The 18,903-nt window shown below is 47.5% G+C and carries 19 protein-coding genes and 1 other annotated feature; of the genes, 4 read left to right on the top strand and 15 right to left on the bottom strand.

The window, feature by feature from the left end; all coding sequences use genetic code 11:
• Positions 1–47 precede the first annotated feature (47 nt).
• Positions 48–485, top strand: coding sequence for a MarR family winged helix-turn-helix transcriptional regulator (locus tag AC4PM4_RS01655; protein ID WP_170867822.1), 438 nt, complete (start codon positions 48–50; stop codon positions 483–485).
• A gap of 144 nt (positions 486–629) precedes the next feature.
• Here AC4PM4_RS01655 and AC4PM4_RS01650 read toward each other — a convergent pair whose 3' ends face one another.
• On the bottom strand, positions 630–1,106 hold the full coding sequence (locus AC4PM4_RS01650; protein WP_072732655.1) for a DUF6376 family protein: 477 nt from the start codon (positions 1,104–1,106) through the stop codon (positions 630–632).
• Between the two features lie 141 nt (positions 1,107–1,247).
• Between AC4PM4_RS01650 and AC4PM4_RS01645 the strand changes: the two genes are divergently transcribed.
• Entirely contained in the window at positions 1,248–2,216 is a 969-nt protein-coding gene (locus AC4PM4_RS01645; RefSeq protein ID WP_063563531.1) for a bile acid:sodium symporter family protein, read from the top strand.
• Positions 2,217–2,298: 82 nt separating this feature from the next.
• Here the strand turns inward: AC4PM4_RS01645 and AC4PM4_RS01640 are convergent, their stop codons facing one another.
• The 12 genes from AC4PM4_RS01640 to AC4PM4_RS01585 form a co-directional block, all read right to left on the bottom strand.
• On the bottom strand, positions 2,299–2,559 hold the full coding sequence (locus AC4PM4_RS01640) for a hypothetical protein (RefSeq protein WP_244552064.1): 261 nt from the start codon (positions 2,557–2,559) through the stop codon (positions 2,299–2,301).
• Between the two features lie 280 nt (positions 2,560–2,839).
• Complete coding sequence (locus AC4PM4_RS01635; RefSeq protein WP_063563530.1) at positions 2,840–3,511, bottom strand: SGNH/GDSL hydrolase family protein; 672 nt, start codon at positions 3,509–3,511, stop codon at positions 2,840–2,842.
• A gap of 203 nt (positions 3,512–3,714) precedes the next feature.
• The gene (locus AC4PM4_RS01630) at positions 3,715–4,731 is read right to left on the bottom strand and encodes a sugar kinase (RefSeq protein WP_491612553.1); all 1,017 of its coding nucleotides are present in this window, start codon (positions 4,729–4,731) and stop codon (positions 3,715–3,717) included.
• On the bottom strand, positions 4,724–5,476 hold the full coding sequence (dagF, locus tag AC4PM4_RS01625) for a 2-dehydro-3-deoxy-phosphogluconate aldolase (RefSeq protein ID WP_063563528.1): 753 nt from the start codon (positions 5,474–5,476) through the stop codon (positions 4,724–4,726). Before dagF ends, AC4PM4_RS01630 begins: the two co-directional genes overlap by 8 nt.
• Positions 5,469–6,581 (bottom strand): DgaE family pyridoxal phosphate-dependent ammonia lyase, encoded by a 1,113-nt coding sequence (locus AC4PM4_RS01620; protein WP_491612552.1) that lies wholly within the window; start codon positions 6,579–6,581, stop codon positions 5,469–5,471. The genes dagF and AC4PM4_RS01620 overlap by 8 nt, the downstream gene beginning before the upstream one ends.
• Positions 6,562–7,659, bottom strand: coding sequence for an amidohydrolase/deacetylase family metallohydrolase (locus AC4PM4_RS01615; protein ID WP_491613053.1), 1,098 nt, complete (start codon positions 7,657–7,659; stop codon positions 6,562–6,564). The genes AC4PM4_RS01620 and AC4PM4_RS01615 overlap by 20 nt, the downstream gene beginning before the upstream one ends.
• A gap of 187 nt (positions 7,660–7,846) precedes the next feature.
• Positions 7,847–8,932 carry an aspartate-semialdehyde dehydrogenase gene (gene asd / locus AC4PM4_RS01610; protein WP_063563527.1) on the bottom strand — a complete coding sequence of 362 codons (1,086 nt, stop codon included), beginning with the start codon at positions 8,930–8,932 and terminating at the stop codon, positions 7,847–7,849.
• Between the two features lie 117 nt (positions 8,933–9,049).
• Positions 9,050–9,327, bottom strand: a binding site (T-box leader).
• Between the two features lie 191 nt (positions 9,328–9,518).
• Complete coding sequence (locus AC4PM4_RS01605) at positions 9,519–10,364, bottom strand: class I SAM-dependent methyltransferase (protein WP_491612551.1); 846 nt, start codon at positions 10,362–10,364, stop codon at positions 9,519–9,521.
• A gap of 149 nt (positions 10,365–10,513) precedes the next feature.
• Positions 10,514–11,386 carry a UTP--glucose-1-phosphate uridylyltransferase GalU gene (gene galU / locus AC4PM4_RS01600; protein WP_491612549.1) on the bottom strand — a complete coding sequence of 291 codons (873 nt, stop codon included), beginning with the start codon at positions 11,384–11,386 and terminating at the stop codon, positions 10,514–10,516.
• Position 11,387: 1 nt separating this feature from the next.
• Positions 11,388–11,825: a GtrA family protein gene (locus AC4PM4_RS01595; protein ID WP_079694407.1), complete on the bottom strand. Its 438-nt coding sequence runs from the start codon at positions 11,823–11,825 to the stop codon at positions 11,388–11,390.
• The gene (locus AC4PM4_RS01590; RefSeq protein WP_064638746.1) at positions 11,818–12,804 is read right to left on the bottom strand and encodes a glycosyltransferase family 2 protein; all 987 of its coding nucleotides are present in this window, start codon (positions 12,802–12,804) and stop codon (positions 11,818–11,820) included. Before AC4PM4_RS01590 ends, AC4PM4_RS01595 begins: the two co-directional genes overlap by 8 nt.
• Before the next feature lie 33 nt (positions 12,805–12,837).
• Complete coding sequence (locus AC4PM4_RS01585; protein ID WP_491612548.1) at positions 12,838–15,087, bottom strand: glycosyltransferase family 39 protein; 2,250 nt, start codon at positions 15,085–15,087, stop codon at positions 12,838–12,840.
• A 203-nt stretch (positions 15,088–15,290) separates the two neighbouring features.
• Between AC4PM4_RS01585 and AC4PM4_RS01580 the strand changes: the two genes are divergently transcribed.
• Together AC4PM4_RS01580 and AC4PM4_RS01575 are read left to right on the top strand one after the other, a co-directional pair.
• Complete coding sequence (locus AC4PM4_RS01580) at positions 15,291–15,974, top strand: response regulator transcription factor (RefSeq protein WP_491612546.1); 684 nt, start codon at positions 15,291–15,293, stop codon at positions 15,972–15,974.
• Positions 15,974–17,500 (top strand): sensor histidine kinase, encoded by a 1,527-nt coding sequence (locus AC4PM4_RS01575; RefSeq protein ID WP_491612544.1) that lies wholly within the window; start codon positions 15,974–15,976, stop codon positions 17,498–17,500. Before AC4PM4_RS01580 ends, AC4PM4_RS01575 begins: the two co-directional genes overlap by 1 nt.
• Before the next feature lie 150 nt (positions 17,501–17,650).
• Here AC4PM4_RS01575 and AC4PM4_RS01570 read toward each other — a convergent pair whose 3' ends face one another.
• Positions 17,651–18,241, bottom strand: coding sequence for an HAD-IA family hydrolase (locus AC4PM4_RS01570; RefSeq protein ID WP_090949589.1), 591 nt, complete (start codon positions 18,239–18,241; stop codon positions 17,651–17,653).
• A 43-nt stretch (positions 18,242–18,284) separates the two neighbouring features.
• The gene (locus AC4PM4_RS01565) at positions 18,285–18,860 is read right to left on the bottom strand and encodes a GNAT family N-acetyltransferase (RefSeq protein ID WP_400344460.1); all 576 of its coding nucleotides are present in this window, start codon (positions 18,858–18,860) and stop codon (positions 18,285–18,287) included.
• Positions 18,861–18,903 lie beyond the last annotated feature (43 nt).

Genomic DNA, 18,903 nt, shown 5'->3' with positions numbered 1-18,903 from the left:
AACATCAACAACAACCTACCGAATTACAGGAGAATTTTACGTTGCGAATGCGGAGCCTGGGTACCCGAACCGTTTTATATCAGCAGCATGTGGCTGCCTCTTTGGGCTTGTACAATAACGATTTCATATCCGTGGATATCCTGCGCGAGAAGGGGCCAATCACTGCAGGTGAACTGTCAAAACTTACCGGTCTGGCCACCGGAAGTGTTACGACATTAATTGACAGGCTTGAGAAGAACGGCTTTGTCCGTCGAGAAAATGACCCCAATGACCGCCGTAAAGTCATCATTGTGCCTTTGTACGAAAACAAGGAAGAGGTCAGCAGCACCTACCTCACCCTTCATGCAGCTATGGTTAATCTGGCTTCCACATACACAGAGGAAGAGCTGGAGCTTATTACAGGGTTCCTAAGTAAAGCAGGAAATGTTCTGGATGGACAGATTGAAGATCTAAGCTCCAAAATCCGTGGCAAATCATCATCGTGATCCATGTTTATATTTTGTAAAAAATGTGAGTTATATTAGAAAAACAAAAAGGACGATATCCGCAAGTGATCAAAATCACTCCGGTATATCGTCCTTTTTGGGGATGAAGCCGCTTTATACTCAAGGCATTTCCTGGTTTAAATCTTAATTGGCCTCGATTCCAAGACCGCTTAACGGATCTTTTAAACCATTAATATTGGTGATCAATTCAGGAATACCTGTCTTCTCCCAGTTTTCTGCCGTAAAACCCTGCTCTGCAAGCGTGTTCTCAAATTGACCCACAACTTCGGTTAATTGATTGTTGTAACTGACCAGATTTTCATGAATGCTTTCCCCTATCGCTGGTGCTGTCAGCTGAGAGAATTCGCTGGCTTCTGCCTGAATTTGATCTATTTTCTCCTGGACCTGAGTTGTTATTTCAGGGTTACTCACCGCTCCTGATGCGAGTTCTTGCAGATCGGCTCCGGCGTTCGATACTTGCTCTATATAATCAGTAGCCCCACTAACGTAATTCAAACTTTGATTCGCTTGTTCTACAACGGAACAGGCCGATATCACAAGAATACTTGACGCAATGAGGCCTGCCATCATCAATGTATGCTTTCTTTTCCGTTTAATCATGACCATCTCCCCTTCTTCAACTTGAAGTGTTTCTTCCAGATTTATGATAACTGCTCCGTATGCTTCATTGCAAATGGGTCTACATTCAGCGTTATTAACATGTATAATAAAGGAATCATACGGTAAAGGGATGTCATGAATATGCTTCAGGCCTTAAATGTACGCTTGAACCGCATCATGCCACTGATTACTCCAATCAGCATTATAATTGGCGTTCTTTGCGGGAGTCTTCTTTCTTCTTATACCTTTTTGTCGCCATGGCTTTTTGCATTCATGACGTTTGCGGGAAGCATCAGTCTCGGGATACGGGATTTTGTGAACGTGCTGAAGAAGCCTTTTCCACTGTTCGTTTGTCTGTTTATTCTGCACCTGGCGATGCCTTTGATTGCTCTTGGCATGGGTCACCTGGTCTTCCCAACGGATGCCTACACGATAACGGGCCTTGTTCTGGCTGCCGTTATTCCGACAGGTGTGAGCAGCTTTATCTGGGTCAGTATCTATCGGGGCAATATCGCTCTGACGCTGTCGATTATCCTGATTGACACCATGCTTGCTCCTTTCGTGGTACCCGGCGTATTATCCTTGCTGATTGGCACTAGCGTATCGTTGGATATAGCAGCCATGATGAGCAGTCTGTTCTGGATGATCGTTGTTCCCTCCTTGCTCGGGATGCTTTTGAATGAATGGACCAAAGGGGCCATTGTTCCAGTCTGGGGGCCTAGACTGAATCCGTTCTCCAAATTGTTCATGGCAGCGGTTGTCGCGATTAATGGCTCTGTTGTTGCGCCCTATTTAGCTGACTTTAACTGGCAGCTCGCTGGTCTAGCAGCAATCATTATTTTTCTGGCCTCATTTGGCTATGCTCTAAGTTACTTCGTTGCCCGATTACTCGGTTGGAATGAAGCCGATCAAGTCGCACTTGTATTCAACGGAGGCATGCGCAATATTAGTGCGGGAGCGGTGCTTGCCGTATCGTATTTCCCTCCACCGGTTGCCGTCCCGGTTGTACTCGGCATGGTATTCCAGCAGATGTTGGCCTCGCTTGCAGGATATCTGCTTGGCCGCCGCTCGCAGACTCTTCACAATGCTGATAAGACGTCCGCAGCCTAGTACAAAATAAACAAATCAAAAACGCCGACAGTATTGTCGGCGTTTTTTTGATTAAACTTTATCAAGCTACGTATTCATAAACCTAGTAATCCGAGAGCGAAATTCCAGTTCCAATGATAAGTACGAACACTAGAATATACACAACAATTCCGATCGCTGCCCACAGCAACGATGCTTTGGCATAATTGGCTTTCGAAGGATTGGAATCTCCAAATGCCCATACAAACAACATAATAATGTTTACAAGCGGAATCATCATAAGGAACAACGTGAGCATCCAACTACCGAAACTTACTGGCTGTGGTCCTGGCTTATGTACTCTTTGACTAGACACTTCTGACATAATATTTCTTCCTCCTTTCTCCTTCATTTCAATTGCTACCTGCTAAGACAATCTACTTCTACTTTATAAATAAAAGTTTGCCGTTAATAAAAATACCGGAAATCTCATGAATTTACAATGTAATATTTACCATATTAGTTTCAACATAAATTTTTTATAATATATCCTGATTCTGTATAACACAAAGGACCTGCAATAAGTGACACTTATGATTAAAGTGCCTACCCTGCAGATCCCCATTTACTCTATTTCTCTTTTCCTCACACTAATTCACAAGGTATCACAACGATTTCAAAAAGCCCACGATTCTGGAGGCAATTCTTTCATGTCCGGCCTGGTTGGGATGGAGCCCATCCGGTACACCATTATCACCTGTAAAATATAATTCTTTGTGGATTGGCAATAATGGCTGGATTCCAGCAATGTTCCACAGATCACAGACCGGGATGGAGTACAACGACGCGACCTCTCTAATCGCAGCGACATAGTCACTGTATATCCGTCTGGTTACCGTATTGGGCAGGTCTTCTGGGACAGCTTCACTTGATCCATGGGGCGGAGTAAGAAACACGATCAGCTTGGTTGGATAGCGCTGGATCAACTCTTCTGCTATATGTTTAAGCGCCCCATAAAAGGTATCCTTCGAATTGGGCGAAGTACTGATATCGCCAAATGCCGTCATACCACTGGAGAAGTCATTTCTTCCGCCCATGAAAAAGATAACATCCGCTTCCGCGTGCATCTGCCCAATGCGATTACACATCGGTTCAAACCCTCCGTCCGCCACACTGCTTCCGGAAATGCCATGATTCTCATGGGATTGAAATCCCAATGCGCTGCAAACCAGCTCCGGATACGGATGTTCCCCTTCCTGAAGTCCATATCCGAAAGTTATGCTGTCTCCCAGAAAAACAGCCTTTTGCCCTTCATAGGATGATGATTGTGACGACATGAGCAGATCCCTTCTTCCCTTGTAACAGATATGTATAGTAACGATGTCATCCAAATACCGAAGCAAAACGGCCTTTCCAGCCTTTCATCGTTCGCTACACTATTGTAACAAAAGTTTTCGTGCCACACGATACCGAGACAATCTTAATAGAGAAGAAGATCAGCATCTATCGCTCTACGTTCCAGGCATTCTCCACTAAAATATTACCTTGTTACATCACGCACGGTGCTGTTCCTCGCCTGGATGATGTCTCCAGTGGAAGCCATTGGTGTATCACCTGCTACGGTATGCGCCAGCATTCCGGCTGTCGCAGCAAAAGAGATTGTCTCCGCTGGCATCCACCCCTCCAGTTCACCATACATGATGCCGCTCGCAAACGCATCGCCCGCGCCGATCCGGTCATAAACAGAAAAGGTCAGCGGCTCGGAATAAGCGAACACCCCTTCCTTGAACATATAGCCCTGTAGGCAGTGTCGGTTATCGCTGTATATGGTACGATGCGTTCCAGCAAGGCTACGCACGCCATACCGTTCGGCAACCAGGGGAATGAGCTCAGTCAGTTGCTCTTCCCTTTGTACTTTGTCCGTATTTAACCCCAGAATATGAAGAGCATCCCGCTCATTCATCAGGACGATATCTGACAAATGCAACATTTCCTCATAATGCGGCTTCGCCATGGCATAACCCTGATCCCCCCATAAAGCAGGACGATAATTACAATCAAAAACAACTGTGCCGCCTTGTTCTTTGACCACCTGTGCCAATTGTTTCATCGCCAGTCTCACCGAATCATTCATCGCCAGCGTGATTCCGCAGAAATGAATAGCGTCCATGCCTGATGCAACTGCCGCAAAGGGATACGTGCCTTCAGGCGCAATATTAAAGCTGCTCTCCAGCCGGTTAGAGTAAGTCACCCGCCCAGGTCTGGCCCCATAACCATTCTCCAGAAAGTACATCCCGATATACTGCCCTCCGCGAAGCACATACTCGGTGCTCAGGCCCAGTCCGCGCAAGTAGGATTCGGCGGCATCACCCAAGGGATTGACTGGAAGCCTCGACACCAGCAGGCCTGCATATCCGTAACGTGTCATCGCCGATACTACATTGACCCCACTGCCCGAAAAGGAGTATTTCAGCCGATTACTCTGAATCAACAGATCATGTCCCGGAACTTCAAGTCGCATCATGACTTCGCCAAAAGCCCCTACGCGTTTAACCATACTTCTTCGCCAGCGTCTTCATTGATGCATATAACGACTGCACATCACTTACAATGGTCAGACCCTCCTGATCAATAATGGAGGAATACACATGTGGAATAACTTGCGGAACCCCCGCCTCCAGTGCGATTTCGAGAATCGCTTCAAAATTATCCATATCGATGCCACCGGTAGGCTCCAAAGCAAAGTCCGCTTCTGCACATGCTTTCGCTACCGCTCGCAGTTCATCTTCCCTTTTTAGCCCCTGCATCGGGAAATACTTCAGTGCATTGCCACCCATATCCCGCACCAATGCAATGGCCGCGTGTACAGGCACCACGGCAAGCTCGGATTGGGCAGCACTCACTGGACCCGTCGAAATATTGACAAAGCCCGGCTGACCAGTCGGGGAGACGAGGCTGTTAATCCAGCTGTCCCGGTCTCCGAGATTCGCTCGGGTAGCGCCAACTGCCGGAAATACCTGATTGATATGACTGCCCGGAAAATGCTTTACGATTTCGGCGACGACAGCAGCCTGTCGATTGTCTCCGGCACCTAGTCCAATTGAAACGGCATTGTCAATTTCCCGCCCATAGGCTTCCATCGCTTCCACCGCTTCAGCCACAGTGGCATAATCCTTGGAAAGAACGCCGACAAGAACATGGCCCTCAGCCGCATCAAAAACCTCTTTTGCATTCGTAATGTCCTTGGCGAGCACATTCAAAGCCACCCGATTGTTATAAAATCGTTTTGCAATCTCAGACATTTCCTTCTCCTCCTGTCAATTGTCGAATTCGATCTTCAATGACCCGCATGTCATCCCCCATCAACGGACGGGGATCGATATCGAAATAACCTTGCCTTACGCCATAATCACGAGTATAAATGGCGATAGGACCGCCTCTCAGCTCCTCATTAAGCTGTTTGGCACTGATCCCCGCCTTCGCTTCGTCGACCTGGATGCGCCCCCTGTAAATCGCTCGGCCCGCTTCGTCCTGGACAATCGATACCTGAATCCCGGCTATCTGATTGAGTGACATTAACTCCTGCAAGGAAGCCTTTTCCTGCTCACTATGGTCAGCTTTGACTGCATATTCATCCAAAGCCTGAAGCAGGCCAAACGTCGTTTCTTTACCAACTTTCATGCTGCGCCCAATCCCGTGAAGCTGAACCTTCAACCATTCGATATAGGTTCGTTTACCTGCCACAATGCCGGAAGTTGGGCCTTCAATGGCCTTGGAGCCGCTGTATATGGCTAAATCCGAATACTTCACATATTTGTGCAGGTCCTCTTCCGCAGCCGCATCGACAATGAGGGGTACCTCACACTTCTGGGCAACCTGCCAGGCTTCCTCTATGGAAATCATGTTTTTCTGTACCGCATGATGGGATTTGACGTATAGGATCGCAGCCGTTTTGTCTGAAACCGCATCCGTAATATGCTCCGCCCGACCTTCATTGGCATATCCGGCTTCGATCAGCTTCCCACCACCAAGGTAAACCATCGTCTCCACGGGTGCTCCGTATTGTACATTGTGGCCTTTCAGCATAACAATCTCATTGTTCGAAATGACTTCCTGATGTAGCTTCAAACTTGCGTGGCGGTTGCCCTTTGTTACCATGGCAGCTACGGCGAGCGCGATGCCACTAGAAGCGGAATTGACAACAACGGCCGCTTCGGCACCGATTAGACGGGATACATAGTCCCCTGATTTGTCTACAAGATCTGCGATCTCCACATAACTCTGCCCGCCTTGCTTCATGGCATCCATGACTGTGTCCGTCGGTGCAGATACGCCGAGGATACTCATCCGCCCGCTGGCGTTGATAACACGTTTCAGTCCATATTTATCATTCAATGAATTGGTCACCCACAATCACTCCTTTTACTTCAATTTGACGGCTGCCTACCTTATTTACTCCCTCGGAGTCCACAAGCGTTACAGGCTTGTCTACCACTTTAAAAAGTGTCAAATTGGCTTCATCACCTGCCTGAATCCTCCCCAGCTGCGGTCTGCCCAGCCACTCTGCTGCCCGTAAGGTCACCCGATCTATCGTCTCGCTCAACGAGTAGCCAAGGGCCAGAAACTTACTTAACAGATTAGCCATGCTATAGACCGGGCCGTTCAGACGATTGCCCCTGTAAATATCCGTACTGATCGTATCCGGGTCAATGCCATGCTTCTTGGCAGCTTCTGCAACCTGAAATGAAAAACTCGCTGTCCCATGTCCCACATCCAAATGCACACCGCGCTTGATGGCATCGTTCAATACATCCAGCGGCGCGCCTCTATCATCGAACAAATTATTGTTTTTTCCATTCAAATAGTGAGTGACCACATCACCACCCTGTAAGAGCGGCATGACCTCACGAATATCAGGTGGGGCTGATCCAATGTGAACCATAAGCGGCAGGCCTGTTTCCTGCGAAAACTCTCTTGCCAAATACAGCGGCCGCAGTCCACTTTTGCCAACCACACTCCCACTGATTCTTGCTTTTAATCCCACGATGAATTCAGAATATGCCCGGGTAGCCTGTAACAGCTTGTCCCGATCAATCCAGTCCAGATTCGACAATTCGTCAGTACGCAGTAAGCCGAGGCGAGATATGTTCAAAAAGGCAAACACCCGGGTAGCCGCCTTATGAGTGCTTATCACCAGATCGCCAATTCGATCAGCACCGCAGCTGCCTGCGTCCACAATCGTAGTAACACCCTGTTTTACACCGATTTCATCAATGTCGTCCCCATAAGGATCAAACTCTGGAAAAGCATGCACATGCATGTCGATCCATCCGCTGGATATGTAAGCTCCAGGCGATTCCCATATCCGATCTCCGGTTGCCGTTCCACCAGGAGCGAATTTCACAATCAGTCCCTCATTGATAACCACATCCACCTCTTCACCGCTTGTAAGACGGACTCGACGCAATACCAGCTGACCGTCCATCACAATCCCCTTCCTGTTCTGGAATATTGGATTCACCTGTTCCTGCTTCATATGTATTGATATGAAAATACCCCTCTGTTCAACAAAAATAAATTCATCTTCCCAGATGCTCATACTCTTGTCTACTAAAAGGGGTAGCCTGTCAGTCATATTCTATTACTTCTATTCCTATTTCCACAATGCCTGTTTATTTCGGCTGAATATATCCTTCAGCTTTGAGCAATTCAGCGATCAGAACAGCACCGCCTGCTGCTCCGCGCAGCGTGTTGTGAGACAGTCCTACAAACTTGTAATCATATAGGGAGTCTTCGCGCAGTCTGCCCGTTGAAACGCCCATACCGCGCTCGATGTCACGATCCAGCTTTGTTTGTGGTCTGTTCTCTTCTTCAAAATACGTAATGAACTGTTTCGGTGCGCTTGGCAGACCCAGTTCTTGCGGACGACCTTTGAATTGCAGCCAACGGTCCAGAATTTCTTCTTTGGATGGTTTTTTCTCAAAGGATACAAATACTGTCGCCAGGTGACCATCTGTTACCGGAACACGAATACATTGTGTTGTAATTAATGGTGAGGACGCTTTTACAATCTCATTATTTTGAATGCTTCCCCAGATGCGCAGCGGCTCCTGTTCACTTTTCTCTTCCTCGCCACCGATGTATGGAATCACGTTATCCAGCATTTCCGGCCAGTCGGTAAAGTTTTTACCTGCGCCTGAGATCGCTTGGTATGTGGAAGCCACCACTTGAGTTGGATTGAACTCGCGCAACGCGTGAAGTGCAGGTACATAGCTCTGAATCGAGCAGTTTGGTTTAACTGCAATGAATCCGGTTTTCGTTCCGAGACGTTTGCGTTGAGCTTCAATCACGTCCAGATGTCCTGGGTTAATTTCCGGAATAACCATGGGTACATCCGCTGTCCAGCGGTGAGCCGAGTTGTTGGAAACAACCGGAGTTCCCGTTTTGGCATAAGCCTCTTCGAGCGCTTGAATTTCATTCTTTTTCATATCTACAGCACAGAATATAAAATCAACCTGGCTTGCAAAAGCTTCCACTTGGGAAGCATCCTGCACAACGATGTTTTTCACTGCTTCCGGGATCGCAGCAGCGAGCTTCCATCTGCCTTGTACGGATTCTTCGTATGTTTTGCCTGCCGAGTTAGCACTTGCTGAAATAGCCGTTACTTCAAACCATGGGTGTTCATTGAGCAGATCCACAAAACGCTGACCTACCATCCCCGTTCCTCCGACGATACCGACTTTCAATTTTGCTGACATAAAATCATCATTTCCTTTCGGTGTGAGTTTCCCCTTATTAAACACTATTCAGGCATTTCCAAAGCGTGTAGCTAACATCCCGGAAAAACCAAAAAATCCCATCCCCAAGACAAAAGTCTCAGGGACGAGATTGTTACACTCGTGGTACCACCCAGATTCGCCAATATGTCGCCATACCAGCCTCTTCGAGTTAAGGATAACTGCATTCAATTATGCCGCATCCGCATATACTCTCGCTCTGTAACAGGAGCTCCTGTCACACCATCCCTCAAGCCTTCAAGTTCCGATGTGCTGCTCTGAGTCTTTATTCAATAAAAAATTCTTTACCCCTTTTCAGCTGCCGGAGCTCTCTGTATAAGAAACCTTTTATCTACTCATCTCTTCGTCGCATTTGATATTGCGATTATAATATCAAAATTACCATCGTGAAGTAAACACATTTTTTTAGATAATGGAATTTATACGTTTTCAGCGGAGCTGAACAATTCAATTATCGCAAGAAAAACTTCAGCAAAACGCGGTCTGTCTTCTGTGAAAGTACGTCGATAGACGTTTTTCTTATAAATTGCTGCAAATGGCTATTTCTTTACTGCTTTTTGGCAACAATCGCATACGTTCCCAGTGGGCTCCCAGGCCCCGAGGCATGATGTGTCCTAAGTAATTTCAGTTCGGAAAGAAGAAGTGTTTTTACCTTATTCGGAATCGGAAGCATCTGCAGTTCCATAGGCGCTTCTGCCAGTGTCATTTCGGTTTCCCAGCGACCGTCCTGCAGCTCGGGAGAATGGATCGAAATCTCTTCCTTAATCGTCCAGCCCGCCGCAGAGACAAGCTCTTGAATATCCTCCGGTGTAAAAAGCGTGCGCACATTGGAGAAGCTGTTCTCCTTGTAACATTCGACTTGGGACTGAATCAGAACGGATAACCAATGTGAGAGCTGGCTCACATCTGTAACTCGTGCATCCCATTCGGCGAAACATAACTGATGCCCCCACTTCCTAACCTTGCTAAGAATCTGGGCGAGTTCGTCAAATGATTTCAAGTACCACGAACAATGGGAAAGTACAATCACATCAAACTCATTTTCGCCGAATTGGGCCTGATCACTTAGAATGTCAAAATCATAATCCATTCGAATTCGGTCACCCAGCGGAGATTTCCGCAGTTTGGCTGCCGCTTCACCTACGGTCAGTGGTGCACCATAATCCTCTGGTGCAATGTCTACACCATGAACATACCCGTGCTCCCCCACCAGATGTGCAAGCACGGCCGTTGTATCTCCCTGACCACAACCGATTTCCAGAACGCGGCTGCCTTCCCGGATCCCCCAAAAGAGTCCCAGTTTCATCCGATGCTCGGTCTGAATGTATTGAATGGCGGCATTGTCCTCCACGTCCATATACTTAATAAGGTCACTGATGATAGCCTCACTCATGATTCCTCACTCCTCAAAGAGCAACTTGAACTTCTTGCTCATTGTATCGTGACAGTCACCATTGTACAATGCTGGAGTCTATGCCAGAACCATGACACAGAGGAGACTCCGTCCTACAGCAGATCTAAACTTCTGCTACATATCAATCCCTATCCCCACTGCGTTGCAAGCTTCTGAAGATATGGTGTCAGCATGGGCTGTAATTCCTTACGCATCAGTCCGATCTCCAAGATCGCCTGAATATATCCAAACTGATCACCAATATCGTAGCGACGCCCCTCCAGCTCAAGGGCCAGCAGCTCTTCCACCTGGCTTACTTCTTTCAGCGCATCCGTTAGCTGATATTCCCCTCCAGCCCCTCTCTCGATTTGATCGAGAATTGGAAAGATGGAAGGTTTCAGAATGTATCGTCCCATCACGGCTGTTCGGGAGGGTGCTTCTGCCATTGAAGGTTTTTCTACCAGATTGGTAATTCGGTGAACCCGATCCTCTGCGCCCTGTGAATCGATAATTCCGTATTTACTCACGTCAGCATCCTGCACTTGCCGTACGCCGACAATCTGGCTGCCTGTCTTTTCATATAAATGAATCATCTGTGCGAGCGCCGGAGGATCAGACACCATAATATCATCTCCAAGCAGTACGGCGAACGGTTCATCTCCCACAAACTGACGAGCACACCCAATCGCATGGCCCAATCCAAGCGGTTCTTTTTGACGGATAAAATGAATACTCGCCATTTCGCTGATCGCTTGCACTTCTTCCAATAGTGCTTGCTTGCCTTTGGCATACAGGGAATGCTCCAATTCAACCGATTTGTCAAAATGATCCTCGATCGATTTTTTATTGCGTCCGGTTACGATGATGATATTTTCAATGCCCGATTGTACCGCTTCTTCCACAATGTATTGGATGGCTGGTTTGTCCACTATTGGCAGCATTTCTTTGGGTTGAGCCTTGGTTGCCGGCAAAAATCGGGTGCCAAGCCCCGCTGCCGGAATGACTGCTTTTTTAATTCTCATATCATGAAACACTCCTTTCATTAGCATCAGATGAAGGATCAGATCCTTGAACGGGCTCTGCCCGGAACACCCAATACCGACTGGCAATATAGTTTATAACCATGCCTGAGAGAGTCGCCAGTATTTTACTCATTACAACACTCCAACCTAATGTGCTATTGCAGATATACAAAATCAGGGAGGATAAAGACAGTACCACCAGATTGGTGATTACAAAACGCATGATTTCGTTTTTTTTGCCTTGTCTTCCCGCATCCTGGAAGGTCCACCTGCCGTTCCACCAGTAACTGTTCACGACCCCACAGCTATACGAGATCACCTGAGCAATTAGAGCAGGTGCGCCTGCGGCAGCGAGCAACGTGAATACCATTGCATCCACCGCCGTATTCAGGACACCCACAATTCCAAACTTAAATATAGTGACCAAACGATTAGTCATGATGAGCAACTCTGCCCGTTAACCGTGACTGACTCGACTGACTTTCCACCTGATACACATCTCTTACGATATATAGCGGGCGCGCCTTCGTTTCATCATAGATTCGGCCAACATACTCGCCAAGAATGCCCAGCATGATCAGAATGAAGCCGTTAAAGATCAGCATGATGCTGACCATTGAAGGCCATCCTTTGATCGTTGAATCTGTAAATATCGCTGAAGCGATGACACTTAGCATATAAATGAAACCGCCGATGGATAGAACAGCTCCTACGTAACCTGCCAGCTTGAGCGGTTTGTGTGAGAATGAGGTAATGCCGTCTAGACTCAGCTTCAACATGCGTTTCAGCGGGTATTTTGTCTCCCCTGCTAAACGTTCATCCCGTTCGTACTCAATGGCCGTCTGACGGAACCCCACCCAACTGACCAGTCCGCGAACAAATCGATTTTTTTCCGGAAGGCGTTTCATCTCATCACATACCTTGCGATCAATCAGACGGAAATCCCCGGTATCTACTGGAATATCCGTATCCGTCGACGCACGCAGTACGCGGTAGAACAGGCTTGCCGACCATTTCTTGAAGCGGGTCTCCCCGCTTCGTCTGGTCCGACGGGCATAGACAACCTCATAGCCCTCTTTCCACTTGTCGATCATGTCCAATATCAGCTCGGGAGGGTCCTGAAGATCCGCATCAATAATGACGACCGCATCGCCTGCTGCATAATCCATCCCTGCTGTAATCGCGATCTGGTGACCGAAGTTGCGTGCAAAATCAATCAGCTTCACACTCTCGTCCCAACGGGCGTAGTCACGAATCATCTGTGCACTTTGGTCCACGCTACCGTCATTGACAAACAGCAGCTCGTAGCTCTCTCCTGTACTGCCCATCACTTTTTTCAGACGCCGATAAGTCTCCTCAATCACCGCTTCTTCGTTATACATCGGAATGATAATGCTGTAACGGCACTTTTGAGCCATGTTCGTTCCCTCCCTTATACCAATCGATCACGCTTATAATTTCACTTCATATAAAGTGGTTTGACCACCGAAACCGGAACCGCTGTCCGTACCTGTCTTCCACTCTGAAGTTGGAATTTCGGTACCATGCTCCTTGATCCAGTCACCGATATCAGAACTTCCACCTCGGCCGCCCATGCCACCTACCATGAAGTATTTCACTTGTCCACTCTTCACAAGTTGTTCCAGTTTTTCCGTGGTATACACCGGATCTGAGCCCGAGAACCCCCCAAGCGTAATGACTGCTTCATTCTCATCGATGATATATGGAGCTGCCTGGTTATAGTCCGTCGTTGCGAAGAGATAGGTTTCACCTGTGTTATGCTCTCTCAGATAACTCAGTGTAGTGGTGTCCACTTCTTCGTTGCGGTTTCCCGCTCCACCTCGCCCACCTGTCGTAGGCATGCCTGCTCCGCCATTCATGTTTCCGCCTGAATTCGGAGGTGTTCCCATGCCCGCATCGTTCGGGTCAGTTTCATCGGATGATGGGAAAGCCTGATCGGTGTCGGTGTCATTTGATGCATTCGGCGGAACCATACCGCCACCATTGCGACCACCTTGTCTATCTCCCATCGCCATGCCCATTCCACCGAACATCCCATTGGAACCTGTCGGTCCAGCCGCCGGAATCATGCTGTTGCCTCCATATGTGATTGGGGTGAATGCCCAATAGGTTGGACCGATCAGCATGACCATGAAGCCTGCGATAATCAAACCCTGTTTCCAGGGGTGTGAACGATTAAGCATCACAATCAGAATAACCGTGATCAGAATGCCTGCGATCAATTCACTTATGGACCAAGCTGCCCCGATCGTTTCGTTATACACCTGCATGATGTACCAGCCGAAGATGGTCGTAAGCAGTACGGATATCGGAAGCAGCCAGGCTTGCCAGCCATTGCGTTCACGATACGCCGTCCACATGGCTGCAAATCCTGCTCCGGTTAATGCCGCTACAGGAGGTGCGAGCATAATCAGATAATATTGATGGAAAAAACCAGCTACACTAAAGAAAGCAGCTACCGGAAGCAGCCAGACCAGCCAGAACAAAGCTTCCTTGTGCTTATCTGTTATATTTCTCCGTCTTAATCCTGCAAAAATCGCGATGCAGCCAAGTAATACCATCGGCAAAAGCCAACTGGCCTGGCCGGACAGTTCGGTCTGGAATAAGCGCAGAGGACCTTTTTCCCCTGTACCAAACATGCCACCCATGCCTCCACCGCCGCCATTACCGCCTCCGAAATTCCTTCCATTAGGCATCTCGCCACCGTTTGGCATCTGACCGCCCGGGAAAGTCATTCCGTTCATGCCACCCATTTCACCATTTCCCGGTGCATTGCCTGTTGGAGCCGAGCCGCTGCCCGACTGATCGGATGCTGATGTTTGGGAAGTTGCGTTGCCACGGACCTTGCCTTCATCAGAGGCGTTTGGCATGCCTGCATTCGCTGATCTGTTCTGTTGTCCCGTGAGACGGGATAAGCCGTTATATCCAAAAGCCAGCTCCAGCACCGAATTGGTTTCACTGCTGCCGATATAAGGCCGTTCATCTGTCGGTATAGAATCCACGGTGACTGCCCAGGATAAGGAAACAACTGCCAGCACTGCCGTACTTCCGATCAGCAGGATGATTTTTCTTCTCCACTTTGCATTGAATGCAAGCAGATAGAACAAGTAGAAAGCCGGAAGAATCATGTAGGCTTGCAGCATTTTCATATTAAAAGCAAGTCCAATGAGTGCAAAGGCAACCAGGATGCGCCACGTACTACCTTGCTTGCTTCCCTTGAACAAAAACCATGAACCCAGCAGCAACGTGAATACCAACATGCTGTCAATATTGTTGGTACGGCTGACCGCTGCCACAACAGGAACAGTCGCCATCGCAAGTGCTGAGATTCGCGCCGCGGCAAGACCAAATGTAGGCTTGACCATGAAATATATCAGCAGCACCGAACCGATCCCCGCTAACGCTTGCGGTAAAATAACACTCCATCCATGTAATCCAAAAACGTAAGCAAAAGCGGTTTGAATCCAGAAGACAACCGGTGGTTTGTCTACGGTTACCGAACCAGCCGAGTCAAGCGATGCGTAGAAAAAGTTATGGAAATTTCTCAGCATGCTCCCGACGGCGGTCGTATAATAGGAATTGGCATATTGGTCGTTCCAGATGCCATACCCGTTCAGAAATGCCGCCAGTAAAACAATCGGCAGAAGGACAAGGTCAATCCTTCGTTTGGCGTTATTCAATCTCAATCACTCCTTCAAGTTCTTCATGTCTACTATTGTGACATGCCAAAGTAAAACTGGGATGAGTGCCCGCTGAATGTTGCCTGAGGATAACTTGCAAACTTTTCAGCTAATTTTCAGTTTGGCGAGCGATAATACAGCATATAGACCTCTAGATTTGAGGGTATGTAATCGATGGATTTAACGGGAGGGAACGCCTGCTTATGAAGCTAAGTACTGGCATTAAAATACTATTGGCAGATGATGAACCACATATTTTGCAATTTCTGGAGCTTGGGCTAAGCAACGAAGGATTTGACGTACGTACGGCCCCGGATGGAGCCGCTGCGCTTGAATTGGCACTAGACTTTCGTCCACATATGGCCATTCTGGATGTCATGATGCCCGAGATGGATGGGTTTGAGGTTGTTGAGCGTCTGCGCAAGAGCGGGGCTCAGGTCGGGGTGATCATGCTGACAGCCAAAGATGAAGTCGAGAATCGGGTAAAAGGCCTATGGCTCGGTGCTGACGATTATATGATTAAGCCTTTTGCGTTCGATGAACTGCTTGCACGGATTCAGGCAAGGCTGCGTAATCAGTTTCCTTTATTAATAGGGGCAGTGACTCATGGTCCATTCCGAATTGATGATCAACGCAAAGAGATTACCTATCACGATCAGATTCTGGAGTTATCTCCAACCGAATATGAACTATTAAAATTCATCGTGCATAATCATGGCATTGTCCTGAGTAAAGCGACCATTCTGAACCGCGTGTGGGGATACGATTTTGGTGGAGAAGAGAATATTGTGGAGGTGTACGTCCGCTCCTTGCGTGACAAACTGGGGGATAAAGAACATAAGCTCATTCGTACACTTCGAGGTGTCGGATACAGGGTGGATCTCTAATGACCTCTTTATTAAAGAAAGATAAACATTTTTGGACATGGCTTCATCAATGGATATCGCCACATTCGCTCCGCTCTCAATTACTCGCGCGATCCCTGTTTATTATGGCTGCTCTGTTATTGTTAATTGGCATTCTTCAATTCTGGATTATGGAAAGCTTTCTGTATCGCAACCAGGCGAAAACCATGGAAGAGCAGCTCATGTCCATGCCTCCTGTGTGGCTCGGATCGTCTTCACGAAGTGGTGCGACGAACAATCCTTTTGGTGGGCAATCTGGATCAGATCCAAGAGGATCAGGCAATCGTTTCTTATACATTCCTGATCGTTCACTCGCCTTATTTGATAATCAAAGTGGCTTCGAGGACATTTTTGGTGAAGACGGTCTGATCGCTCCTCGCTTGACATCAGTTGAATATCAGAACATTACAGATCGGATCAACGATAAACAACATGTTCCGTACCGGATTGTAACGGATAACCAGGGCAATGAGCAGCTAATCGTCTTCTCCTCGCCTGGACCGCGTAATCGCGGCTTACCCATGGTGCAGATGGGCACTGCTACGAAACCGCTAAAAGATTTGATTGTGAAACAGCTTCTGATCTTCTTGATGTTATCCCTGCTGGCTATGGTGGCTGGACTCGTTCTATACGCCAAAGCACTTCGCCGGACACTGATTCCCTTGTCCAGTATGGTAGATACGGTGCAACGAATCGATGCAGGCAGCCTGGCCGAACGCCTTCCTTCTGTCCAGGGACAACAGGAAGTGGATCAGCTGGCACTTTCATTTAACGGCATGCTCGAGAGGCTTGAAGACTCGTTTGAAGCAGAGCGGGAGTCGAAAGAACAGATGCAGCGTTTTCTGTCTGATGCTTCCCATGAACTGCGTACCCCTCTTACCTCCATTCACGGATTTATTGAGGTGCTCAAGCGCGGCGCAGCTTCCAACAGCGAGCAATTATATAGCGCTTTGAACAGCATGTATGGTGAATCGGTGCGGATTAACAAACTTGTAGAGGATCTGCTGATGCTGACCAAGCTGGATCAGGCGCCTCAGCAGGAGCAGGAAGTCATCCAACTTGACAGTCTGCTGCTCGAAATGCAGCCACAGTTGATCATGATGGCTCAGGAAAGACAGGTTCATCTCGACCTGACCGCTGAAGTTCATGTAATGGCTGATGCTCACAAACTGAAACAGGTTGTACTCAATCTGTTCCACAATGCAGTACAGCACACCGATTCAGATCGGGGAACCATCAGTATTTCGTTGTATGCCGCTCAGCATAAAGCCGAGTTAACCGTCAAAGATAACGGCTCTGGGATTGAACCGGAACATCTCCCTCATATTTTTGAACGCTTCTATCGGACAAGCTCTTCCCGTTCCAGAAAACAAGGGGGCGCGGGTCTCGGCCTTGCCATTACCCGTTCGATTGTGGAATCGTATGGGGGGAAAATAACAGTGCGCAGCCAACTAGGAGCAGGAACGGAATTTACGATTTTGCTGCCATTGGTCAAAAGTGAATCCTAAGCTGAACGAGGCTTGTAAGATGCAGCCTTTCGTTTTATTGCGGCTCTTATCACATGACAAATGCCCCTTTCATTTCTGCGGAGAAATGAAGGGGGCTATTTGTTTGGTATCGAATTGGTTTATTTGTACAAGGTCAATCTGTATCGGAAGTTATCGTTGGTCTGCGAGCCATTCGTCAATTTCAGCAATCCATTGATGCTGCTCATCCGCAAGTAATGTTTCCCATCCCAGCTCAGCAGCAGACTTCAAATTTTTAGCCTGATCATCCACGTATATAATACGTACATCCCTGTCTAGATGAGATTGTACAAGTTCATATATCTCTATATTGGGCTTGCAATATCCGACCTGATTGGAAATGGTTATGCTCTTGCAGTACGGTTGGATCAACGGCAAAATAGATTGAATCCATTCATGACAATGATTGCTCAAGAGATGAAGTTCTGCCTGCTCGCTCCATCGTTCAAGACAATGCATGGCAGGTAGCAACTCTGTTGTTTGTTCAAGCAATTCATAAGCATACATCTTATCCATATTGGGATATTGGGTTTGCATCCAGATCCAGAACTGTTCCTCTGTCATCCTCCCTGTCCACAAGTCCTTGCGTATACCACTCAATTGCTCGATTAATACAGGAAAAGGCGCACCCGCATACCTAGCAAGCTCCTGCCAGAATGAAGAGGAAAGATTGTTGATCAACACACCCGCCAGATCTAAAACAAGCTGCGGTTTGGAATCCATGGGATCACTCCTGTACAGTCATCTTGAGCCAATTACAGTAGGGTTATCGTTGGTGCTTCAACAGTTGATAATGGTTGTACGGTTCATTCTCGATTTCGATCAAATTCAGCCATTCGAAATTGCATTTCTGTATTACCTTATTCGATGCCTGATTCGTTAATAAAGCAATGGCATTCAATACTTCAACGTTTGTATTTTCAAATAAATACTGTGTTATGCCTTGTACTGCCTGCGTTGTATAGCCACGGTTCCGGAAGTGTTTCGAAATGCCGTACATAATCTCCCGATTGGGCGCTGGCAGTTCATCCTTGATCCCCGAGCAGCACCATCCAATAAACTCATCATTTTCTTTGAGCACGATAGCCATACGTAAACAGAGGTCTCCAATGTCCCCTTCCGCCAAAACAGCTTGTTTAAAATTCTGATTCTCAGGGATTTCGTATTGAGTGAGCCAAAGTGCTCTATCTTCAACCGCAGCATTCCATCCCGGCAAAAATTCGTAAACCTCAGGTTGCCAGGTGACTTCCTGCAATTTCTTCAAATCCTCAAGTCGATACTCGCGCAAATAAATATCTTTGCAATCAATGATTAATTCATCACTTTGGTTGGTTTGTTTCATAATGCCTCCTGGTGTACATCTTATCTACCCTTTTGCGTCTCAC

It is taken from the genome of Paenibacillus sp. MDV22-iso6, from assembly GCF_058408365.1.
This window is presented reverse-complemented; position numbering and strand designations above follow the sequence as displayed.

Bases quoted from the DNA above. Each gene is read 5' to 3' on its own strand.
- AC4PM4_RS01655 (WP_170867822.1), top strand. From the start codon at position 48: ATGCGGAGCCTGGGTACCCGAACCGTTTTATATCAGCAGCATGTGGCT.
- AC4PM4_RS01650 (WP_072732655.1), bottom strand. From the start codon at position 1,106: ATGATTAAACGGAAAAGAAAGCATACATTGATGATGGCAGGCCTCATT.
- AC4PM4_RS01645 (WP_063563531.1), top strand. From the start codon at position 1,248: ATGCTTCAGGCCTTAAATGTACGCTTGAACCGCATCATGCCACTGATT.
- AC4PM4_RS01640 (WP_244552064.1), bottom strand. From the start codon at position 2,559: ATGTCAGAAGTGTCTAGTCAAAGAGTACATAAGCCAGGACCACAGCCA.
- AC4PM4_RS01635 (WP_063563530.1), bottom strand. From the start codon at position 3,511: ATGTCGTCACAATCATCATCCTATGAAGGGCAAAAGGCTGTTTTTCTG.
- AC4PM4_RS01630 (WP_491612553.1), bottom strand. From the start codon at position 4,731: ATGGTTAAACGCGTAGGGGCTTTTGGCGAAGTCATGATGCGACTTGAA.
- dagF (WP_063563528.1), bottom strand. From the start codon at position 5,476: ATGTCTGAGATTGCAAAACGATTTTATAACAATCGGGTGGCTTTGAAT.
- AC4PM4_RS01615 (WP_491613053.1), bottom strand. From the start codon at position 7,659: ATGGACGGTCAGCTGGTATTGCGTCGAGTCCGTCTTACAAGCGGTGAA.
- asd (WP_063563527.1), bottom strand. From the start codon at position 8,932: ATGTCAGCAAAATTGAAAGTCGGTATCGTCGGAGGAACGGGGATGGTA.
- AC4PM4_RS01605 (WP_491612551.1), bottom strand. From the start codon at position 10,364: ATGAGTGAGGCTATCATCAGTGACCTTATTAAGTATATGGACGTGGAG.
- galU (WP_491612549.1), bottom strand. From the start codon at position 11,386: ATGAGAATTAAAAAAGCAGTCATTCCGGCAGCGGGGCTTGGCACCCGA.
- AC4PM4_RS01595 (WP_079694407.1), bottom strand. From the start codon at position 11,825: ATGACTAATCGTTTGGTCACTATATTTAAGTTTGGAATTGTGGGTGTC.
- AC4PM4_RS01590 (WP_064638746.1), bottom strand. From the start codon at position 12,804: ATGGCTCAAAAGTGCCGTTACAGCATTATCATTCCGATGTATAACGAA.
- AC4PM4_RS01580 (WP_491612546.1), top strand. From the start codon at position 15,291: ATGAAGCTAAGTACTGGCATTAAAATACTATTGGCAGATGATGAACCA.
- AC4PM4_RS01575 (WP_491612544.1), top strand. From the start codon at position 15,974: ATGACCTCTTTATTAAAGAAAGATAAACATTTTTGGACATGGCTTCAT.
- AC4PM4_RS01570 (WP_090949589.1), bottom strand. From the start codon at position 18,241: ATGGATTCCAAACCGCAGCTTGTTTTAGATCTGGCGGGTGTGTTGATC.
- AC4PM4_RS01565 (WP_400344460.1), bottom strand. From the start codon at position 18,860: ATGAAACAAACCAACCAAAGTGATGAATTAATCATTGATTGCAAAGAT.